Annotated in this window: 16 protein-coding genes; 6 read left to right on the top strand and 10 right to left on the bottom strand. The window is 60.8% G+C overall.

Annotated elements, in window-relative coordinates:
- Nucleotides 1-238 precede the first annotated feature (238 nt).
- From J5M72_RS22080 to J5M72_RS22045, 8 genes are all read right to left on the bottom strand, one after another.
- A complete protein-coding gene (locus tag J5M72_RS22080) occupies nt 239-1036 on the bottom strand; it encodes a MetQ/NlpA family ABC transporter substrate-binding protein (protein ID WP_007952772.1) in 798 nt (265 codons plus the stop codon).
- A gap of 167 nt (nt 1037-1203) precedes the next feature.
- On the bottom strand, nt 1204-2136 hold the full coding sequence (locus tag J5M72_RS22075; protein WP_169428367.1) for a sigma 54-interacting transcriptional regulator: 933 nt from the start codon (nt 2134-2136) through the stop codon (nt 1204-1206).
- Nucleotides 2137-2192: 56 nt separating this feature from the next.
- Nucleotides 2193-2774 (bottom strand): alpha/beta hydrolase, encoded by a 582-nt coding sequence (locus tag J5M72_RS22070; RefSeq protein ID WP_007952774.1) that lies wholly within the window; start codon nt 2772-2774, stop codon nt 2193-2195.
- A gap of 168 nt (nt 2775-2942) precedes the next feature.
- Entirely contained in the window at nt 2943-3344 is a 402-nt protein-coding gene (locus J5M72_RS22065) for a biopolymer transporter ExbD (RefSeq protein WP_003220570.1), read from the bottom strand.
- Nucleotide 3345: 1 nt separating this feature from the next.
- Nucleotides 3346-4071, bottom strand: coding sequence for a MotA/TolQ/ExbB proton channel family protein (locus J5M72_RS22060; protein WP_039764509.1), 726 nt, complete (start codon nt 4069-4071; stop codon nt 3346-3348).
- 45 nt (nt 4072-4116) lie between these two features.
- Nucleotides 4117-4929 carry an energy transducer TonB gene (locus J5M72_RS22055; protein WP_207867093.1) on the bottom strand — a complete coding sequence of 271 codons (813 nt, stop codon included), beginning with the start codon at nt 4927-4929 and terminating at the stop codon, nt 4117-4119.
- Between the two features lie 380 nt (nt 4930-5309).
- Nucleotides 5310-5636: a hypothetical protein gene (locus tag J5M72_RS22050; RefSeq protein ID WP_207867092.1), complete on the bottom strand. Its 327-nt coding sequence runs from the start codon at nt 5634-5636 to the stop codon at nt 5310-5312.
- A gap of 284 nt (nt 5637-5920) precedes the next feature.
- Entirely contained in the window at nt 5921-8281 is a 2361-nt protein-coding gene (locus J5M72_RS22045) for a TonB-dependent receptor (RefSeq protein WP_207867091.1), read from the bottom strand.
- A gap of 165 nt (nt 8282-8446) precedes the next feature.
- On the opposite strand from J5M72_RS22045, the gene J5M72_RS22040 reads away from it, so the two are divergent.
- Nucleotides 8447-9391 carry a LysR family transcriptional regulator gene (locus J5M72_RS22040; RefSeq protein WP_207867090.1) on the top strand — a complete coding sequence of 315 codons (945 nt, stop codon included), beginning with the start codon at nt 8447-8449 and terminating at the stop codon, nt 9389-9391.
- Between the two features lie 190 nt (nt 9392-9581).
- Entirely contained in the window at nt 9582-11192 is a 1611-nt protein-coding gene (locus J5M72_RS22035) for an alkaline phosphatase family protein (RefSeq protein ID WP_207867089.1), read from the top strand.
- Nucleotides 11193-11241: 49 nt separating this feature from the next.
- Here J5M72_RS22035 and J5M72_RS22030 read toward each other — a convergent pair whose 3' ends face one another.
- Nucleotides 11242-12162: a TauD/TfdA family dioxygenase gene (locus J5M72_RS22030; protein WP_207867088.1), complete on the bottom strand. Its 921-nt coding sequence runs from the start codon at nt 12160-12162 to the stop codon at nt 11242-11244.
- Between the two features lie 180 nt (nt 12163-12342).
- On the opposite strand from J5M72_RS22030, the gene J5M72_RS22025 reads away from it, so the two are divergent.
- Nucleotides 12343-13263: a LysR family transcriptional regulator gene (locus J5M72_RS22025; protein ID WP_169428362.1), complete on the top strand. Its 921-nt coding sequence runs from the start codon at nt 12343-12345 to the stop codon at nt 13261-13263.
- A 40-nt stretch (nt 13264-13303) separates the two neighbouring features.
- Here J5M72_RS22025 and J5M72_RS22020 read toward each other — a convergent pair whose 3' ends face one another.
- Complete coding sequence (locus J5M72_RS22020) at nt 13304-14317, bottom strand: ABC transporter substrate-binding protein (RefSeq protein WP_011331920.1); 1014 nt, start codon at nt 14315-14317, stop codon at nt 13304-13306.
- A gap of 304 nt (nt 14318-14621) precedes the next feature.
- On the opposite strand from J5M72_RS22020, the gene J5M72_RS22015 reads away from it, so the two are divergent.
- The 3 genes from J5M72_RS22015 to J5M72_RS22005 are packed head-to-tail and all read left to right on the top strand — an operon-like array spanning nt 14622 to nt 18657.
- A complete protein-coding gene (locus J5M72_RS22015) occupies nt 14622-16220 on the top strand; it encodes an ABC transporter permease (protein ID WP_207867087.1) in 1599 nt (532 codons plus the stop codon).
- Complete coding sequence (locus J5M72_RS22010; RefSeq protein ID WP_207867086.1) at nt 16217-17032, top strand: ABC transporter ATP-binding protein; 816 nt, start codon at nt 16217-16219, stop codon at nt 17030-17032. The genes J5M72_RS22015 and J5M72_RS22010 overlap by 4 nt, the downstream gene beginning before the upstream one ends.
- A 14-nt stretch (nt 17033-17046) precedes the next feature.
- Nucleotides 17047-18657, top strand: a complete 1611-nt coding sequence (locus tag J5M72_RS22005; protein ID WP_207867085.1) for an arylsulfatase — start codon at nt 17047-17049, stop codon at nt 18655-18657.
- Nucleotides 18658-18851: the final 194 nt, after the last annotated feature.

Raw genomic sequence — 18851 nt, 5'->3', positions numbered from 1 at the left:
CTACTGGAGTAGACATCGTATCGCCCGAATCGACTTGAACTTGCAGATTGTTACGGCAGGTAAGAGGATCTAAAAACCGTCCACCATGTCTCCGAACATGTGTTCACCATGTCTCCGGTACATACACCGGGAGAGGGTTAGGGTGAGGGGGCTTTTGAAGCACACACAAAAACGCCGATGACCATCACTGGTCATCGGCGTTTTTTTCAACCTTGAAGGGGGTTGCTGTTGCGTCGGATCAGAACGCCGGCAGTACCGCGCCGTTGTACTTCTTCTCGATGAACGCTTTGACTTCAGGGCTGGTCAGGGCCGCGGCCAGTTTCTTGATGGCGTCGCTGTTCTTGTTGTCCTCACGGGCCACCAGGAAGTTCACGTAAGGCGAATCCGCGCCTTCGATCACCAGGGCGTCCTTGGTCGGGTTCAACTTGGCTTCCAGCGCGTAGTTGGTGTTGATCATGTCCAGGTCGACTTCTTTCAGAACACGCGGCAGCAGGGCCGATTCCAGTTCCTTGAACTTGAAGTTGTGCGGGTTCTTGGCGATGTCTTTTGGCGTAGCCAGAGCGTTCTTCGGATCTTTCAGCTCGATCAGGCCGGCCTTCTGCAGCAGGATCAGTGCACGACCGCTGTTGCTGCCTTCGTTCGGAATGGCGATGGTAGCGCCGTCCGGCAGTTCAGCCAGGGTCTTGTACTTGCTCGAGTAGCCGCCGAACGGTTCAACGTGAACGCCTTGCACGGTCACCAGGTACTTGGCCTTGTCGTCCTTGTATTTGCCCTGGTTGAAGCTGTTCAGGTACGGCAGGGTCTGGAAGTAGTTGGCGTCCAGACGCTTCTCGCCCACCTGTACGTTCGGCTGTACGTAGTCGGTGAAGACCTTGATTTCCAGATCCACGCCTTCTTTGGCGAGGGTCGGCTTGATCAGCTCGAGGATTTCGGCGTGTGGAACCGGGGTCGCAGCAACCACCAGTTTCTCGCCGGCCTGGGCCAGGGAAGCAGTCAGAGCAGCCGCCAATGCGGTAAACAACAGAACCTTTTTCATGCAGTGTCCTTAGTCGAAAATCACGGTCGTCATCGACGACGGCATTAATACGTGTGCCAGCGATGTGCTACTGCTGGCGTGAAGCGGACAATACCGGGATTTTTTATTCCCGGACAATAACGTTTATTCAGCTTCATATTCCATTTTGTTCATGTTGAACAAAAGGGTTACAACGCCTCGCTCAGGCTCAACAGCAATTCTTTCAATGCCTTACGTTCGTCGGCAGTGCCGTTGAGGCTGATGCTCGCCACCTGACGCTCGATCTGAACCAGCGGCCCAGACACCTCGGGCAGGTTCAGGTGCTCCGGCAGGATTTCGTCGCCGGTGCTCACCAGCAGGGCAAAATGAATGACGTTTTCCAGTTCCCGGGTGTTGCCCGGCCAGCTGTGCTGCTCCAGCACCTGCTGCGCCGCTTCGCTGATCAGCGGCACCGGCAGATCCAGACGCTGGCTGTAAATGCCGAGGAAGTACTCGGCCAACGACAGAATATCGCCAACCCGCGCGCGCAATGCCGGCAGTTCCAGATGCCCTTCGCTGAGATAGTGATAGAGACGCTCGTGGAATTTTCCCGCTGCCACTGCTTGCGCCAGATCGATGCTGGTCGCCGCTACCAGGCGCACGTCCACCGGGCTTGGTTGATGAGCGCCGACACGGGTGACTTCGTGGTTTTCCAGGGCGGAAAGCAACTTGACCTGGATCGGCAGCGGCAGATCGCCGATCTCGTCCAGGTACAAGGTGCCGCCGTTGGCCGAGCCGAACCAGCCGGCGCGGCTGCTGGCCGAACCGCTGTAGCTGCCGGCGGCGTAGCCGAACAATTCGGCATCGGCATACGTCGGGCTGATCGCCCCGCAATTGACCGAGACAAACAAGCCGCTGCGATCACTGGCGCGGTGGATGTGGCGGGCGAGCAATTCCTTGCCGGTGCCGGTCTCGCCACGAATCAACACCGAGATCGAACGCGGTGCGAGCTGGGCCATTTCCTCGCGCAACTGGCGCGAGCGTGGATCGACGAACACCAGCGCCTTGGCGCGGATGCTCAGGGGACTTTTTTCCGCATCGGGAAAGGTCAGCAACGGCTGACCGAAGGTTTCAAGACTCATGGCAGACTCCCGCCCCAAATCGCCGGGAGACGGGGGCGTTGAAAAAATAAAATGGGTCAGGCTCGGCGCCGGGCGTGGTGTTCCATGCGGTTCTGCAGGCGATACAGATAAGCGAATCCCTGCTCCCAGCGTTGATGCCCGGACTTCACATTGATATGGCCGGCGCCCGCGAGAATCCCCGCCTCGGCGCCCCAGTTGCGCGCCAGTTCCAGCGCACGCGGCGCACTGACGGCGGCGTCGTTGTCGGAGCTGACGACCTGGCTCGGGAACGGCAGCAGATCGGTCGGGATCGGTGCGAAATTGCGCAGTGCCGGCACGCAGGCCGGGCGTTCGACATCCGCTGGCGCCACCAGCAGCGCCCCCCGCACTTGACGCAAATGATGCAGCGGCGCGGTGGCCGCCCAGTGCGCCACGGTGATGCAGCCCAGGCTGTGCGCGATGAGAATCACTGGCGAGCTGTCGGCGGCAATCGCCTCGGCCAGCGCCGCGACCCAGTCTTCACGACGCGGCGTCAGCCAGTCGGCCTGCTCCACCCGCGCGCTGTTGGGCAGGCTGTTCTGCCAGTGGGTTTGCCAATGATCTTCTGGCGATCCTTGCCAGCCCGGCACAATCAGATAGCGGATTGATTCGTTGCGCATGGGGGAGCTCTCCTGCGTCGTGTCTGTTCCTGAACGAGTATAGGGACGGGATTTATATTCGTTAAGGAATAAGAAGCTATTTATTAAGACCTGAAATGCATATTAAGCAACAGACAAAAAAGGGGCCGCACCCTGCCAAGGAGACGGCCCCGGAAAAACGTGAAACCCTTATCGTGCAGTGATCACCGACAGCTTGGTGATGCCCGCCCGCTCAATCGAAGCCATGGCTCGCGCCACTTCGCCGTAATTCACCCCGTCGTCGGCCTGCAATTGCACGCGCACTTCCGGGTCCTTGGCCTTGGCCGATTTGAGGTTGAACTCCAGCAGGTCCGGCTGGATTTCGTCCTTGTTGATAAACAGCTTTCCTGCACCGTCGATGCTCACCACCAACGGGTCTTTCTGCTCGACCGGCGCCACCGCTTCGGTCTTCGGCAGGTTGATCGGTATCGCGTTGGTCAAAAGCGGCGCGGTGACGATGAACACCACCAGCAGCACCAGCATCACGTCCACCAGCGGCGTCACGTTGATCTCGCTCAGCACCTCGTCGCTGTCTTGCGTGGAGAAGGCCATATCAGGACGCCTCCTTCACTTTTGTTGCGTTGCCCTGAGCCGCAGCTTTGTGTGCGGTCGGGTGGATCAACACGCGGAACGCGCTCTTTTGCGCCAGGCTATAGAAGTCGTGGGCAAAGTCGTCCAGGTCCGCCGCCGTCAGTTTCAGGCGACGCAAAAAGTAGTTGTAAACCAGCACCGCCGGCACCGCGACCGCGATCCCCACCCCGGTGGCGACCAGCGCTGCACCGATGGGGCCGGCGACCGTCTCCAGGCTCGCCGAGCCCGCCGCGCTGATGCCTTTCAACGCTTCCATGATTCCCCACACCGTGCCGAACAGACCAATGAACGGCGAGGTGCTGCCAATACTCGCGACCACCGCCAGACCGGTTTCCAGCGAACGGCGCTCGCGGACGATCTGCTGGCGCAAGGCACGTTCGAGGCGATCCTGATGATTGATCGCCTGGCTCAGGTCATTGGCCTGCGGCGCCTCGCCCACTTGTATCGCCGCATAACCGGCCTGTGCCACCCGCGCTGCGGCGCCGGGCTGGGTTTCGCTCAACTCGGCGGCGGAGTCCAGACTCGACGCCGCCCAGAAGCGCTTGTGAAATTTGCGGTCCTGCGCCTTCAACCGGCCGAACTGCACAGCCTTGAGCAATGCCAGGCCCCAGGTAGCGACAGAGAAGACCACCAGCAGCCAGATCACCGCGCTTTCGATGGATTCCAGTGGAGATGCCAGTAACGTCATGATGTGTTCCCTCGTGTAAACGTTTAGCGCGAAATTGGTTTCGGTTTAATGAATCTTGAAATCGATGGGTACGCTGACCCAGCCGTCCTGGGCGACATCACCCTGCTTGGCCGGCACGAAGCTCCAGCGCTTCACGGCGTCCAGCGCAGCATCGTCGAGCTGTTGCCGGCCACTGCTTTTCTGAATCTGGATCTCGCCCGGCTTGCCGCTGGCCAACACGTGCACCCGCAACAACACCGTGCCTTCCCAACCGCGACGCTGGGCCAGCGACGGATACTCCGGCGCCGGGTTCTTCAGGTACGCGGCGTTGGCCGAGGCCGGGGTCACCGGAGCAGGCGCCGGTGGTGCAGGTGGTGCTGGCGCGGCGACCGGAGCGGCCGGTTGTGGCGGAGCCGGGGGTTGCTCGACGGCTTTTGGCGCTGGTTTCGGAACAGGTTTGGCGACCGGTTTCGGTTTGGGAATCGGCTTCGGTTTCGGTGGTGGCTTGGTTGCCAGTTCGTCCTCCACCGGCGGCGGTGGCTCGACCACCGGTGCCGGTGGCGGCGGTACAACCACAGGCGGCGCCGGGGGTGCCGGACGCGAAAACTCGATGGTCATCGGTGGAATTTCCGGCGGCACGATCGGCAGCGCCGGCGTCGGATGCTGATTGATCCAGTAGATCACCGCGCCATGCACCACCAGCGCCAGAACGCCGAGCAGAATCGTTTCGCGGCGGCTCAGAATGCCCTTGGGCACGCGCTGCAAACGCAGCTGCCCCAACGGCACACGATGGGGCCGGCCGAGATCGACCAACTCGCCGCTCGGCGCCTGGCGCCACAGCACCTCCTGTGCACTGGCGGCGGTCTGGACATTGCCCATTGATTTACTCCCTGCGGTCTCTTTGCGTTTTTTCGCGTAGCCGATCCGCCGCTTGTTGAATCCCCCACGGCGTGATCGATGGGTCAATCATTGGGTCTGGAGGCTTATCTCCGAAAGTAATCTTTCATGTTATGAATAGACATTTATGGAATATAAGAAGCGATCATTTCCGCCAAAGCCACGGCCTGCAAGGCTTCCAGCGGCTCGCCGAAATCGACATGCTTTCCTGGCATAAAAAGTATTCATCCAAGGCATCGGTTTATCGAGGACCCGGGATTCGGTGACAACTAATACCAAGGTGATAGTTGACGAACTTTTTTGTAGACAAACAAAAAGGCCGATGCATGTTTAATGCATCGGCCTTCGATTTACGGAATTTCTTATTGCTTCACAAACTCCCCGGCCAGACCGACTACATCACCGTCAAAGTTGGTACGAGAACCCACCGCACGAACTTTCGAGTAGGTGTGATCCGGCGAGAACAGCGTCCAGGACTGATAGCCAGTGCCGTCATTCAAAGCCGCGAAAGTAATGATCGTAGGCTGCCCGGTGCTGTTCTGGAAGTGATAGTGACCGTACGCGATGTCGTAGTTCACGCCGTTCTGGCTGAACTTTCCGCTGAAGGTGCCGTTGGAGTCGTTGCCATCGGTGATCGTCAGTTTGGCGCCAGCGTTAGCGTTTACATAGTTGCCATTAATGCTCGACATAACGAGATTCCCTTTATCGTTGGATAAGTGTCTTCCGATGAGAGCAAGTTTCCTCCTGGAAACTCACGAGACTCAGGATGGTTGGACATTGACTTATTGTCCACGGGACTTTTCAACGATATTGCTATATGCACTATTCATGTCGCTCATAACTTATTTCGATTCGGAAGAGTCTTGATAACTAACGACTGGCATTGGTCTGTTGCCTTTTCCAGGTTCGGCCCCAGGCGCCAGACCACCTTGCAACAGGTTGTCCGGATTGAAGCGCTGGTCGCCGGCATCGATCAGAAGTCGTAGCGACCGGTGACGCCGAGGGTGCGCGGCGTGCCGAGCAGACCTTCATAGCCGCCGTTGCCGCCGGTCCACAGAGTCGTGTAGTAGGTTTTGTCGAAGGCGTTTTTCAGCCACAGCGAGACATCCCACTGTCCCTGATTGAAATCGCCGCGCAGGCCGGTGGAGAGATTGACCACCGCGTAACTCGGGATCTGGCCATAGTCGGAATCTTCGACCGTGCCCACCGCTTTGGAGCGGAACGCGTAGCTGCCAGTGACGTAGGGTTGCAGTCCGTTGGCCAGATTCCATTCGTATTTGCCGTTGGCGTTGCCGATCCATTTCGAGGCGCCGACCACCTGATGCCCACTGAGGTCGCAAGAGGCCGGAGCCCCCGGCGCCTGACTGACTTCAGGTGGGCACGGTGCGTCCTTGTACGAGAGGTAACTGACGTCGTTGAACGAGCCGTTGAAGTTCAGCGTCAGACCGCGCAGCGGAATCACGGTGCTTTCGAACTCCACCCCGCGTGAGCGCACTGAGCCGGCGTTGGTCAGGTATTGCACACGGTTGACGTCGTCGTAGGCGTTGGTCTGGTAAGCGTTGACCTGAGTCCAGAACACGTTGGCGTTGAGCTGCAAACGCCGATCCCACAGCGTGCTCTTGAAGCCGAGTTCGGCGTTGTTGGCGCGCTCGGTGCCGATCAGCAGGGAGTCGGCGCCAGCGGTCGGTGCCGAGCCGACCACCAGGTTGACCCCACCGGATTTCTCGCCGTGTGACAACGTGGCGTAGCCGAGCAGATCATCGGTGAAGCGATAACTCAGGTTGAGCAATCCGGACGGGCTGGAGCTGTACTGATTCAAATCGCCGGAATCGTAGGCGCCGGTCCGGCCGCGTCGCGCGGTGGCAGCAGCACCAGTCACTGCTGCGCCACCCTGCGGCGCATCACGATTGACCCAGGCGTTCTTCTCTTCATAGGTGCCACGCACCCCGGCGGTGAAATCCAGACGCGGGGTCAGGTGCCAGGTGCCTTGGGCGAACAGCGCGAAACTGTCGGTCTTGATGTGGCCACGGCCGACGCTGTTGACGTTGGCCAGCGCACCCCGTGGCGTGCCGTTCCAGATATCTGCCTGCGGGCCGTAATAGGCGAAGGATTTGTTGTCCAGGTCCGAGCCGAAATAGTAGGCGCCGAGGACGTAATCGAAGAACTCGCCCTTGGGCGAGGCGAGGCGAAATTCCTGGGAATACTGCTTGTCCTCCACCGAGACCCCGGCGTTGTAGCTCGCTGGCACGTTGAGGCCATCGTCGTTGCGCGGGGTGAAATTCCAGTAGCGATAGGAACTGACCGAGGTCAGGGTGAAGTCGCTCGGCAGGGTCCAGTTGGCCTCCACCGACGTGCCGCCCTGATGCACGGTGACGTGCTGGTCGCTGTCCAGATTGACCTTGCGGTGCGAGCCGTTGACCAGCGTCGCGCCGGCAGCGGCGGCGCGAGCCGAGTAGAGATTGACGCCATTGATGGTCGGCCCGGTGTTGTACAGCACGCGGGTGCCGGCGCTGGAATCCTCTTCGTTGTAATCACCGATCCAGCGCAGATTGAAGTTTTCGTTGGGCTTGAACAGCAACTGCGCCCGGAAGCCGTCACGGGAACCACCGTTCAAATCGTGGCCGTTGAATTCGTTTTTGATGTCGCCATCGCTACGGGTGCGATAGGCGGAAATTCGCCCGGCCAGTTGATCGTTGAGCGGCCCGGAAAGCGTGCCCTTGGTCTGGAAATAACCGTCCTCGCCGACCGAGGTTTCGATGCTGCGTTCCGGGGTAAAACTCGGCGCGCGGGTGCTGATGTTGATCACCCCGGCGGTGGTGTTCTTGCCAAACAACGTACCTTGCGGCCCGCGCAGGACTTCGAGCTGTTCGATGTCCATCAGGTCGAACACCGCCATCCCCGGACGACCCAGATAAACGTTGTCGATGTACAGGCCGACGCTGCCTTCCAGGCCGTCGCTGGCCGGGTTGTTGCCCAGACCGCGAATCGACACGCTGGACTGACGCGCATGCATGTAGGCGACGTTGACGCTGGGCACCAGTTGCTGCAGATCCTGGATTCGATAGACCCGTTGCGTCTCCAGAGTCTGGCCACTGACCACGCTCATGGGCGTCGGCACATCCTGAGAACTTTCTTCGCGGCGGCGGGTGGTGACGGTCACGGTTTCCAATTGCGAAGTGGCGGTCGCGGTCTTGCCTGCCGGTGCCGGCACAGGGGTATCCGTTTCCGCAGCGTAGCCGTGGGTCCAACTGGCACTCCCCGCCAGCAACAGGGCCAGGGGCAGACGTTTGAGCCGTCGTGGCGGCTGCGGTGAAGCGAGGTTCAACGGACTCATGGGACTGCTCCTGGTCAAAAAACACGCAGACATCTTCCGTGCCGCATATTCTTTTAAGTTATTTATTTATGTTTTTACAAAGATTTACTGCATAAGAGATTGCCTTTATAAGGAGTCGACCTAATGCATATCCAATGCATTTCCCGGATATTTTTTATGTGAAAAATGCATATCGACTTGCGCCAGCTTCGCCACTTCATCGCCCTCGCCGAACAACGCAGCTTCGTCGCCGGTGCGCAGGCGGTGAACCTGTCGCAGTCGGCATTCAGCCGCAGCATTCAGGCGCTGGAACACAGCGTCGGTTGCCAGTTGGTGGATCGCGGGCGCAAGGAATTGCCGCCGACCAAACAGGGGCAGGTGCTGCTTGAACACGCCCGGCGGCTGGTCAGCGGTGCGCAGCAGATGGCCAATGAAATCAGCCAGTTCAACGGGCTGGAGGCGGGGGAATTGCGCTTCGGTTGCGGCCCGGCGCCGGCGGCAGGATTGATCCCCCGAGCCATCGGCAGCTTCATCGGCCGTTACCCCAAAGCGCGGGTGCTTTACCAGGTCGATGACTGGCAGAGTTTGAGCAAGCGACTGCTGAGTGAAGAGTTCGAATTCTTCGTCGCCGACACCCGGCACTTCGAGGCCGATCCGGATTACCTGACCCATCGTTTGCGCCCGCGCAAATGGCATTTCTGCTGCCGCGCCGGGCATCCGCTGGCCGCATCGGATCGGATCACGGCCGAGCAATTGATGAGTTATCCACTGGCCGTCAGCATCCGTCCACCGAACCTGCGCAAGGTCATCGTCGACCTCAGCGGCCGCCCGGATTTCGTCCCGAACGTGGAGTGCGAGAACAGCGCCAGCCTGCTCGGCGTGGTGCTGCGCTCGGATGCGATCGGTATCGTCGGTGCCTATTCGGATGCGCTGCATCAGGCTCGTGGTGAGCTGGTGTGCTTGAAGATCGAAGGGTTGGCGGATGATCTCGAGGAGTTGTACACGCGCTACGGAATTGTCAGTCGCGCAGGGTATCGGTTGTCACCGTTGGCCGAAGCGATGATCGAGCAGATCAAGGCGATTGATGCGGTGGATGAGGAAGTGTGTTCACTGGACAATTTTGCCGTCTGACGCACCGCCTTCGCGAGCAAGCCCGCTCCCACATTCGAAACGCGTACTCCTGTGGGAGCGGGCTTGCTCGCGAAGAGGCCTGCGCAGGCGCCGATGCATTTCTTGCATGAAACACATTCCCCGAATGCACTTGCCGAACACCCTCGCCGAAAGCGAAAAACCTCGCCTGTCTTTCTGACTGGTGAACCCCATGTCCAACCCGCAAAACCCTGTGCGCAACGTGCTGTACATCATGTGCGATCAACTGCGCCGCGATTACCTGTCCTGCTACGGCCACCCGCACCTGCACACCCCGAACATCGATCGCCTGGCCGCCGCCGGCGTGCGCTTCAGCCGCGCCTATACACAGGGCACGATCTGCGGACCGTCGCGGATGTCGGCCTACACCGGACGCTATGTCAGCAGCCATCAAGTGGCGTGGAACGCCGTGCCGCTGCCGCTGGAAGAACTGACCATCGGCGATTACCTGCGCCCCCACGGCATTCGTACTGCGCTGGTCGGCAAGACCCACGCCACGGCCAATGTGGATGCCTTGCAGCGGCTGGCGATCAACCCTGAAAGCGCCCAGGCTGAAGTGCTCAATGAAGTCGGCTTCGAACCGTACTTTCGTCACGACGGCATCTTCCCCGACGACCCGCTGTTCGATGACAAACGCGAATCCGCGCCGTACACCCATTACCTGCGCGAACAGGGTTTCGAAGGGCGTAACCCCTGGCACGACTGGGCCAACGCGGCCGAAGGCGACAACGGCGAAATCCTCAGCGGCTGGAAGATGCGCAATGCCCATTTGCCGGCGCGAATTCCCGAGCAACATTCAGAGACTGTCTACACTACAAATCGAGCCATCGACTTCATCGGTGAGCAAGGTGAAAAACCGTGGTTTTTACACCTGTCCTATATCAAACCCCACTGGCCCTACATCGTACCGTCGCCGTACCACACTTTGTACAGTACGAAATCGATTCTCGAACCGGTACGTAATGCCTCTCCAAGCGACCACCCGGTCTATCAGGCCTTTCGCCAGCATGAGGAAAGCCTGAATTTCTCCAAAGATCCGGTACGACTGAACGTGATCCCGACGTACATGGGCCTGGTCAAACAGGTCGATGATCAGTTGGGGCGGCTGTTCGATTTCCTGCAAAGCAACGGACGCTGGGAGGACACGCTGATCGTGTTCACCAGCGATCACGGCGACTTTCTGGGCGATCACTGGCTGGGGGAGAAGGAGTTTTTGCTGGAGCAAGCGGTGGGCGTGCCGTTGATCGTGCGCGACCCGCGTGCGGCGGCGGATGTCACGCGGGGCACAGTCGATGAACGCCTGGCGGAAACCATCGATGGCGTGCCGACCTTTCTCGACGCGCTGGGCGTGGCGGGTGCCGAGCATCGCCTGGAGGGCCGTTCGTTGATTCCGCTGCTGCACGGCGAGAATCCCGACTGGCGTCGCTATGCGATCAGCGAATACGACTACGCCTTCCAGGCCCCCGCGCGGGAGCGACTGGGCCAGCCGATCGACCGCTGCCGCATGACCATGGTGCGCAGCGAGCGCTGGAAATACCTGGCGTACGACGGCTTTCGGCCGCAGCTTTTCGATCTGTTGAATGACCCGCAGGAGCTGCAGGATCTGGGCGCGGATCCGGCGCATGCGGCGGTGCGCGAGGAGCACGCGGGGTATCTGTTCGAGTGGGTGCGCGGGCTGAAGCGGCGCACGACGATCAGTCATCAGGAGATTGATTTGCGTGGGCAGCGGTTTCGTTATGGGGAGCCGGAGACCGAGAAGCTCGTTCAGATTGGCGTCTGGTGAAAGGACTGCGGGCAAGCCGGATGGCCGGCTTGCCCGCGATGAGGTCTTATCAGACGCCGACGATTTCAGCGCCTTTGATGGTCTGGCTACGCTGCCCGTTCGTCCCGACCGGCACTTCTCCTTTGAGCGTCACCCGACGCACCACCCGATCCTGAGTGCCGTAATCATCAATCGCATAATGCTGCGTCGAACGGTTATCCCAGATCGCCACGTCACCGGCCTTCCAGCGCCAGCGCACGGTGTTTTCCTGGCGGATGACATGGCTCTGCAGCAGACCAAACAGATGCGCCGAATCGGCCTGGGAATAGCCCTTGATGCGCTTGACGAAGTGCCCCAGCAGCAAGCTCTTTTCGCCGCTGATCGGGTGCACGCGGACCACCGGATGCTCGGTCTCGTAGACGGTCGAGGTGAAGATCTTGCGATAGCGCTCGAGCTTCTCCGCCGACACGTCCGGCTTCGCTCCGGCGTAGTCGTACTCGTTGCTGTGCACGGCCACCAGTTTGTCCGCCAGTTCACGCAGTTCGGTCGGCAGTTCGTTGTACGCGGTCGCGGTGTTCGCCCACAGCGTGTCGCCGCCAAACGCCGGAGCCACCACCGAGCGCAGGATCGAGGCTTTCGGGTAGGCATCGACGAAGGTCACGTCGGTGTGCCAGGAGTTGGCGCGCTGCCCTTCGGCGCCGTCCAGTTCCAGCAGGTAACGGGTGCCCTCGCGGGACGGCACGGTCGGATGCGCCACCGGCTCGCCGAGCAGGTGCGCAAAGGCTTCCTGACGTTGATCGTCGAGCTGGGTCTGCTCGCGGAAGAACACGACCTTGTACTGGATCAGCGCCTGTTGAATGGCTTCAACCGTCGCGGCATCCAGCTCACCGGACAAGTGCACGCCACGGATTTCGGCGCCGATACGGCCGGCCACCGGATGAATGTCCAGCGCGTGGACAGCGGGTTTTACAGCGAGTGCGGCATTGCTCATGGGTAGACCCTCATCGACTGCTTGCGGTTGGACGGCAGCGAAACAACGCTCTATCTATATTCCATTTTCATATAATAGATATTCACATGCTTCGTTGACGGAATAAGAGCTTGCATTTAAAACCTCAAGCAACCTCGTCGCAAATGCCTTCGAGCTATTTTTAGGATGCCGGAAAAGCATATGGATCTTCGCCAGTTGCGCTACTTCATCGCCCTCAACGAACACCGCAGTTTTGTCCGCGCGGCCGACGCCATGGGCATCACTCAACCGGCGTTCAGCCGCAGCATTCAAGGGCTGGAGCAGGAGTTCGGCTGCGTGCTGGTCGATCGCGGCAACAAGGATCTGCGACCGACGCCCGAGGGCCAGGTGGTGCTGCAACACGCCCTGACCCTGGTGCAGGGCGCGGCATTGCTCAGCGCCGAAGTGACGCAGATGACCAAGCTCGACGCCGGCGAACTGCACTTCGGTTGCGGCCCGGCGCCGGCGGTGAAACTGGTGCCGGACGCGGTGGCGCAATTCATCAATGCGCACCCGAAAGTGCGCACCCGCTTTCAGGTGGATAACTGGGAAAAGCTCAGCCGCGCCCTGAGCCGCGAAGAGATCGAATTCTTCATCGCCGACATCCGTCATTTCGAATCCGACCCGAACTTCCAGACCCAGCCGCTGACGCCCAAGCGCGGGGTGTTTTTCTGCCGGCCGGGGCATCCGCTGCTGGCCAAGGAAAGCCTGTCGACCAACGACATGTTCGACTATCCGCTGGCGACCACGCTGATCCCGCCGGGCATTCGCAAACTGCTGGCGAATCTCAGCGGGCGGATCGATTTTTCACCGACCATCGAGACCGAGCATTTTCCGGCGCTGGTGAAAGTGGTGCTGCAATCCAACGCGATCGGCGTGGGCACCGAAGAGGCGTTTGTCGAGGACATCGCCCAGGGCTCGCTGGCGCTGCTGCACTGGCGCAACCTGCCGCAGAACCTGGAGAGCATGAATGCGCGGTGCGGGATTGTGAGCCGCACCGGATTCCGGCTGTCACCGGCGGCGCGGGCGATGATCGAGACGTTGGTGGCGGTGGATAAACAGGAAATCAGCGTCGCGGTTTGAGAGGGCATTCCCACGCTCGGCGCGGGAATGACCCCATGACTCAGAGTTTCGCAGCCGCCAGCTCAGGCGCTACCCACTCGTTCACCTTGAACGGCTTGCGAATCAGCTTCTGCTGCGCCGCCAGATCCACCTTGCCCTGCAGGTTTTCGAGGAACAACGGGTCCAGTGTCGACGGGAATACTTCACTCAGGTTCTGATCCTTCAGATCCTGGGTCAGGATCACCGGCGGATAACTCGCGAGTCCCGAGACCAGTTGCACGTAGGCGTCCTTGTTGCTGTCCTGGGTCAGCCACTCCACGGCCTGCTGCTGCGCCTTGAGCAGCTTCGCCACGGCTTCCGGATGCCCGTCGACAAATTTGCCGGTACCCACCAGCACCGACTGCACACTGCCAGCGCCGCCGAGATCCTTGGTGTTCAATGGCAACTCGGCCAGGCCTTTGGCCTGCAACGCGGTCAGCCCGGAGCTGCCCCATGACGCATCGATCTGCTTCGCCGCCAGCGCCGCTACCGCTGCGTTGAAATCGAGGTTGATCACTTTCACGTCCTTCTCGCTCAGGCCCACACTGGCCAACGCGGCATCGAACGACAACTGGGTCGCAGTGCCGCGGAAGATCGCCACGCGCTTGCCCTTAAGATCCTGCAGCGTCTTGATCCCCGAACCCGGCACCACGCCCAGGTATTGCTTCACACCCCGGGCGCTGGCGCTGAGCAGGCGCGTATCCAGCCCGTTGGACTTGCCGATGATGGCCGCCAGATCTCCGAGATAGGCCAGGTCCACCTGGCCGTTGGCGAACGCCTCGTTGATCACCGGTCCGGCGCCCTTGAAGAAACTCCACTGAATCTTGATGCCCTGATCGGCGAAGGCCTTTTCGAAGATCTGCTGATCGCGCAGCACGTCCACGATGCCTCCACCGCTGTGCTGGGTGCCGGCGCTCAGATCCGGCACGGCAATTCTGATCTCCTTGAGCTCGTCGGCCTGGGCAGAGAACGCCAGCAGACCCGCCAGTGCCGGCGCGGCAAACAGACTGATGACACGTTTGAAGGGAAGGTTCATGGGTGCGGCTCCTGATCACGGCGGGCATTGAGGAGCCGAAAGTAGGCGCAATCCGTACCAGCACTTAAATACTTAAAACGCACATTTTTATAGCTTTTCGAGCTAAGTCAGCAAAATCGGGACATGCAGAGCGGTATGCATGGAGAGCATCGAAAATATTCTTCGAATGCATTGGATGCGTGCAGGGCTGGAGGCCTTAAATGGCGCTGCTTATCTCCAAAATTGTTATTTTTAAATTCGCTTATAACAATTAGTTTTCAGCTAATTCCGCTGACACGATCCAACCCGACAACGGAGGTCACCCATGGCCCGTGAATCCCTGCTCAGCCTGCCACTGGCCGCACCGCCGTTGAAAAGCCGGCGCACCTGGCCACGCCTGAGCCACCGCGTTTTACCCTGGATATTACCGCTCGGACTGTTCGCCCTGTGGTGGCTGGCGGCGCGCAATCAATGGATGAGCGAACAGATCCTGCCGGCGCCGTCACTGGTGTGGAGCAGCGCGATCGAGCTGTCCCAGGGCGAGTTGTGGAGTCATTTGTGGATCAGCCTGCAACGGTTGTTCTGGGGCCTGCTCGCGGGCGTTTCCGCCGGCGCAGTACTCGGCGCGGCGCTGGGCTTCAGCCGTCGCCTCGAACGCCTGATCTTCCCGACCTTCACCGGCCTGGCCCAGGTGCCGACGCTGGCGTGGATTCCGCTGTTCATGGTGTTTTTCGGCATCGGCGAAACGCTGAAACTGGTGGTGCTGGTCAAGGCCATCGTGGTGCCGGTGACCCTGCACACGCTGGTCGGCGTGCGCGATGCGCAACCCAAATTACGTGAAGCCGCCGCTGTTTTACGTTTGCCGCCACGTCTGTTGATCCGCCGACTGGTGCTGCCCGCCGCCCTCCCGGCGTTCATGGCCGGCGTGCGCCTGGCGCTGGCCGCTGGCTGGACTTCATTGCTCGCGGTGGAACTGCTGGCCTCCAGCGAAGGCATCGGTTACCTGATGGTCTGGGCGCGTCAGTTGTTCATGCTCGACATCGTCTTTGTGTGCATCGTGGTGATCGGCCTGATCGGGGTGGCGATGGATCGCGGCATCGGCCTGCTGGACAGAAAACTGGTGCACTGGCCGCACCCGGCCACGGCGGAAATTCGTCGCGGCCCACGCTACGAAGGCTGGCAACGCGTGCAGCCGTGGCTGCTGCCGCTGGCGCTGTTTGCGTTGTGGCAACTGGCGGTCGATCAGCAATGGATCGATGCCAACATTCTGGTCAGCCCGTGGGTGGTGCTTGAGGCAACGAAAAACGGATTGCTCGACGGCACATTGATTTCGGGCATGGCCCTGAGCCTGGGCCGCACACTCGGCGGCTTGTTGATTGGCGGCGGCCTCGGCCTCTTGCTGGGCTTGCTGCTGGGTCTGTCGCGTACCAGCGAACGGGTGCTCGGCCCGACCCTCGCCGCCCTGCGCCAGATCGCGATTTTCGCCTGGGTGCCGTTGCTCACCGCCTGGTTCGGTCTGGGCGAATTGGCGAAGTGGGTGTTCGTCGCCCTCGCCGCTTTCTTTCCGTTGTTTGTCGCGACTCAACGCAGCGTCGCCAACCTCTCGCCACAGCTCAACGAAGCCGCGCAGGTCCTGCGCCTGAGCCTCGCCCAACGCCTGCGTCGACTGGTATTGCCGGGCGCTGCGCCGGGGATTTTCGCCGGCCTGCGCCTGAGCCTGATCTACGCCTGGCTGGGCACCATCGGCGCCGAATATTTCATGCCGTCCAACGGCGGCATCGGCAGCCAGATGATCGGCGCCCAACAACTGCTGCGCATGGACCTGATCATGGCCGGGATGCTGCTGGTCGGCCTCACCGGCGCCCTGCTCAACCTCATTGGCCAACGCCTGGAAATCCGCGCCACCCGCTGGAGACACGCATGAACGCACCGATTGTCAGCTTCAACCATGTAGGCAAATCCTTCGACGTCGACGGTTTCGAACTGGAGGCGATTCGCGAATTCAACCTCGACATTGCCGAGGGCGAATTCGTCGCCATCGTCGGTTCCAGCGGCTGCGGCAAATCCACTTTGCTGCGCTTGTTGGTGGGCCTCGACACGCAGTTTCGCGGGCAGATCACAGTCGATGGCAAAGCCGTCAACGGCGTCGGTGGCGAGCGCGGCATCGTGTTTCAGGAGCACCGTCTATTCCCGTGGCTGACGGTGGCCGACAACATCGGCCTGGGCTTGGTGAACGAGCCGCTGGCTGCCTCCGAAAAGCAGCAACGCATCAACGATTTCATCGAACTGGTAGGCCTGCGCGACTTCACCCGCGCCTACCCGCATCAACTTTCCGGCGGCATGGCTCAGCGCGTGGCGATTGCTCGCGGCCTGGTGGCGAGCCCACGGATCCTGTTGCTCGACGAACCTTTCGGCGCCCTCGACGCGCTGACCCGCCAGCAGATGCAGGACGAACTGCTGGCGATTCGCGAACGGGCAAAGATCACCACGATTCTGGTCACCCACGATGTCGAGGAAGCGATTTTCCTCGCCGACCGCGTGGTGGTCATGGAGCCGCGCCCGGGCCGGATCAAACAGGTGGTGGACATCGCCCTGCCCCATCCGCGCCAGCGCAGCAGTTTCGACTTCCACCAGTTGCGCGAAGAACTGCTGCACGAACTGACCAGTGACGACCATTACCAACCGAGCGCACCGGTGCAGATCCGCGATCTGCCGCTGTCGTTCATTGCCTGCTGAACAGGAGCCTGTCGATGCCGCAACGTCCCAACTTTCTGGTGATTCTGGCCGATGATCTCGGCTTCTCCGACATCGGAGCCTTCGGCGGCGAAATCGCCACGCCGAACCTCGATGCGCTGGCCAACAATGGCTTGCGCCTGACCGATTTTCACACCGCACCGACCTGCTCGCCGACCCGCTCGATGCTGCTCACCGGCACCGATCACCACATCGCCGGCATTGGCACCATGGCCGAAGCCCTGACCCCGGAACTGATCGGCAAGCCGGGCTACGAGGGTTACCTCAATGACCGTGTCGTCGCGCTGCCGGAGTTGCTGCGTGAGGCCGGTTATCAGACTTTGATGAGCGGCAAATGGCACCTGGGCCTGACCGCCGAACTGGCGCCCCACGCCCGCGGTTTCGAGCGTTCGTTCTCGCTGCTGCCCGGCGCGGCGAACCATTACGGATTCGAACCGACCTACGACGAACACACGCCCGGCCTGCTGAAATCCACCCCGGCGCTGTACATCGAAGACGACACCTTCATCGACGAATTGCCGAAGGATTTCTATTCCTCCGACGCCTTCGGCGACAAGCTGTTGCAGTACCTCAAGGAGCGTGACCAGAGCCGGCCATTCTTCGCCTACCTGCCGTTTTCCGCGCCGCACTGGCCGTTGCAGGCGCCCGCCGACATCGTCGAAAAATATCGTGGCCGCTATGACGCGGGACCGGAAGTGCTGCGCCTCGAGCGTCTGGAAAAACTCAAGGCGCTGGGACTGATCGAGCCGGATGTCGAACCGCATCCGCTGATCCAGCTGACCGCGCAATGGGACGCGCTGAGCGATGAACAAAAACGCATTTCCGCCCGGGCGATGGAAGTCTACGCAGCGATGGTCGAGCGCATGGACTGGAACATCGGCCGCGTCGTCGATTATCTGCGTCAACAAGGTCAGCTCGACAACACCTTCATCCTGTTCATGTCCGACAACGGTGCCGAAGGCGCGCTGCTGGAAGCCTTCCCGAAATTCGGTCCGCAGCTGATGACGTATCTGAGCCAGCATTACGACAACAGCCTCGACAACATCGGCCGCGCCAATTCCTACGTCTGGTACGGACCGAACTGGGCGCAGGTGGCGACCGCACCGTCACGCCTGTTCAAGGCCTTCACCACCGAGGGCGGGATTCGCGTTCCGGCGCTGCTGCACTATCCGCAGCTCCCGTTGAAGGGGCAGATCAGCCATGGTTTCGGCACGGTGATGGACATCACGCCGACCATTCTCGATCTGGCCGGCGTGCGCCATCCCGGCAAGCAGTGGCACGGTAAAACGGTGGCGCCTTTGCGCGGTAAATCGTGGCTGGGGTTCTTGTCCGGCGAGACGGCGCAGGTGCATGACGAACACACCGTCACCGGGTGGGAACTGTTCGGGCGCCGGGCGATTCGGCAGGGGCAGTGGAAAGCGGTGTGGATCCCCGGCCCGGTGGGGCCGGCGACCTGGCAGCTGTACGATCTGAGCAGTGATCCGGGGGAGATTCATGACCTGGCGTCGAGCCAGCCGCAGAGGCTGGAAGCGCTGATCGAGCATTGGCAGCGGTATGTGGAGGAGACTGGGGTGATTTTGAGTGAGTCGCCATTTCAGCCGGATTGAGGGGGACAAGATCAAGAGCTCCCCTCACCCCAGCCCTCTCCCCCAGGAGAGGGAGCAGACCGAGGTGTATAGCGTTATACGTCGACCTGGAAAACCGAGTCGATTATGGATTCAGCACATCAGGATCACGTCGGCGTTCTTCTCCAATATCCCCCAATCAGTCCCCTCTCCCCCCGGGAGAGGGTTAGGGCTGG

The organism is Pseudomonas sp. 58(2021) (genome assembly GCF_017491585.1).
In the GTDB taxonomy this organism is placed as follows: Bacteria; Pseudomonadota; Gammaproteobacteria; order Pseudomonadales; family Pseudomonadaceae; genus Aquipseudomonas; species Aquipseudomonas fluorescens_BT.
This window is presented reverse-complemented; position numbering and strand designations above follow the sequence as displayed.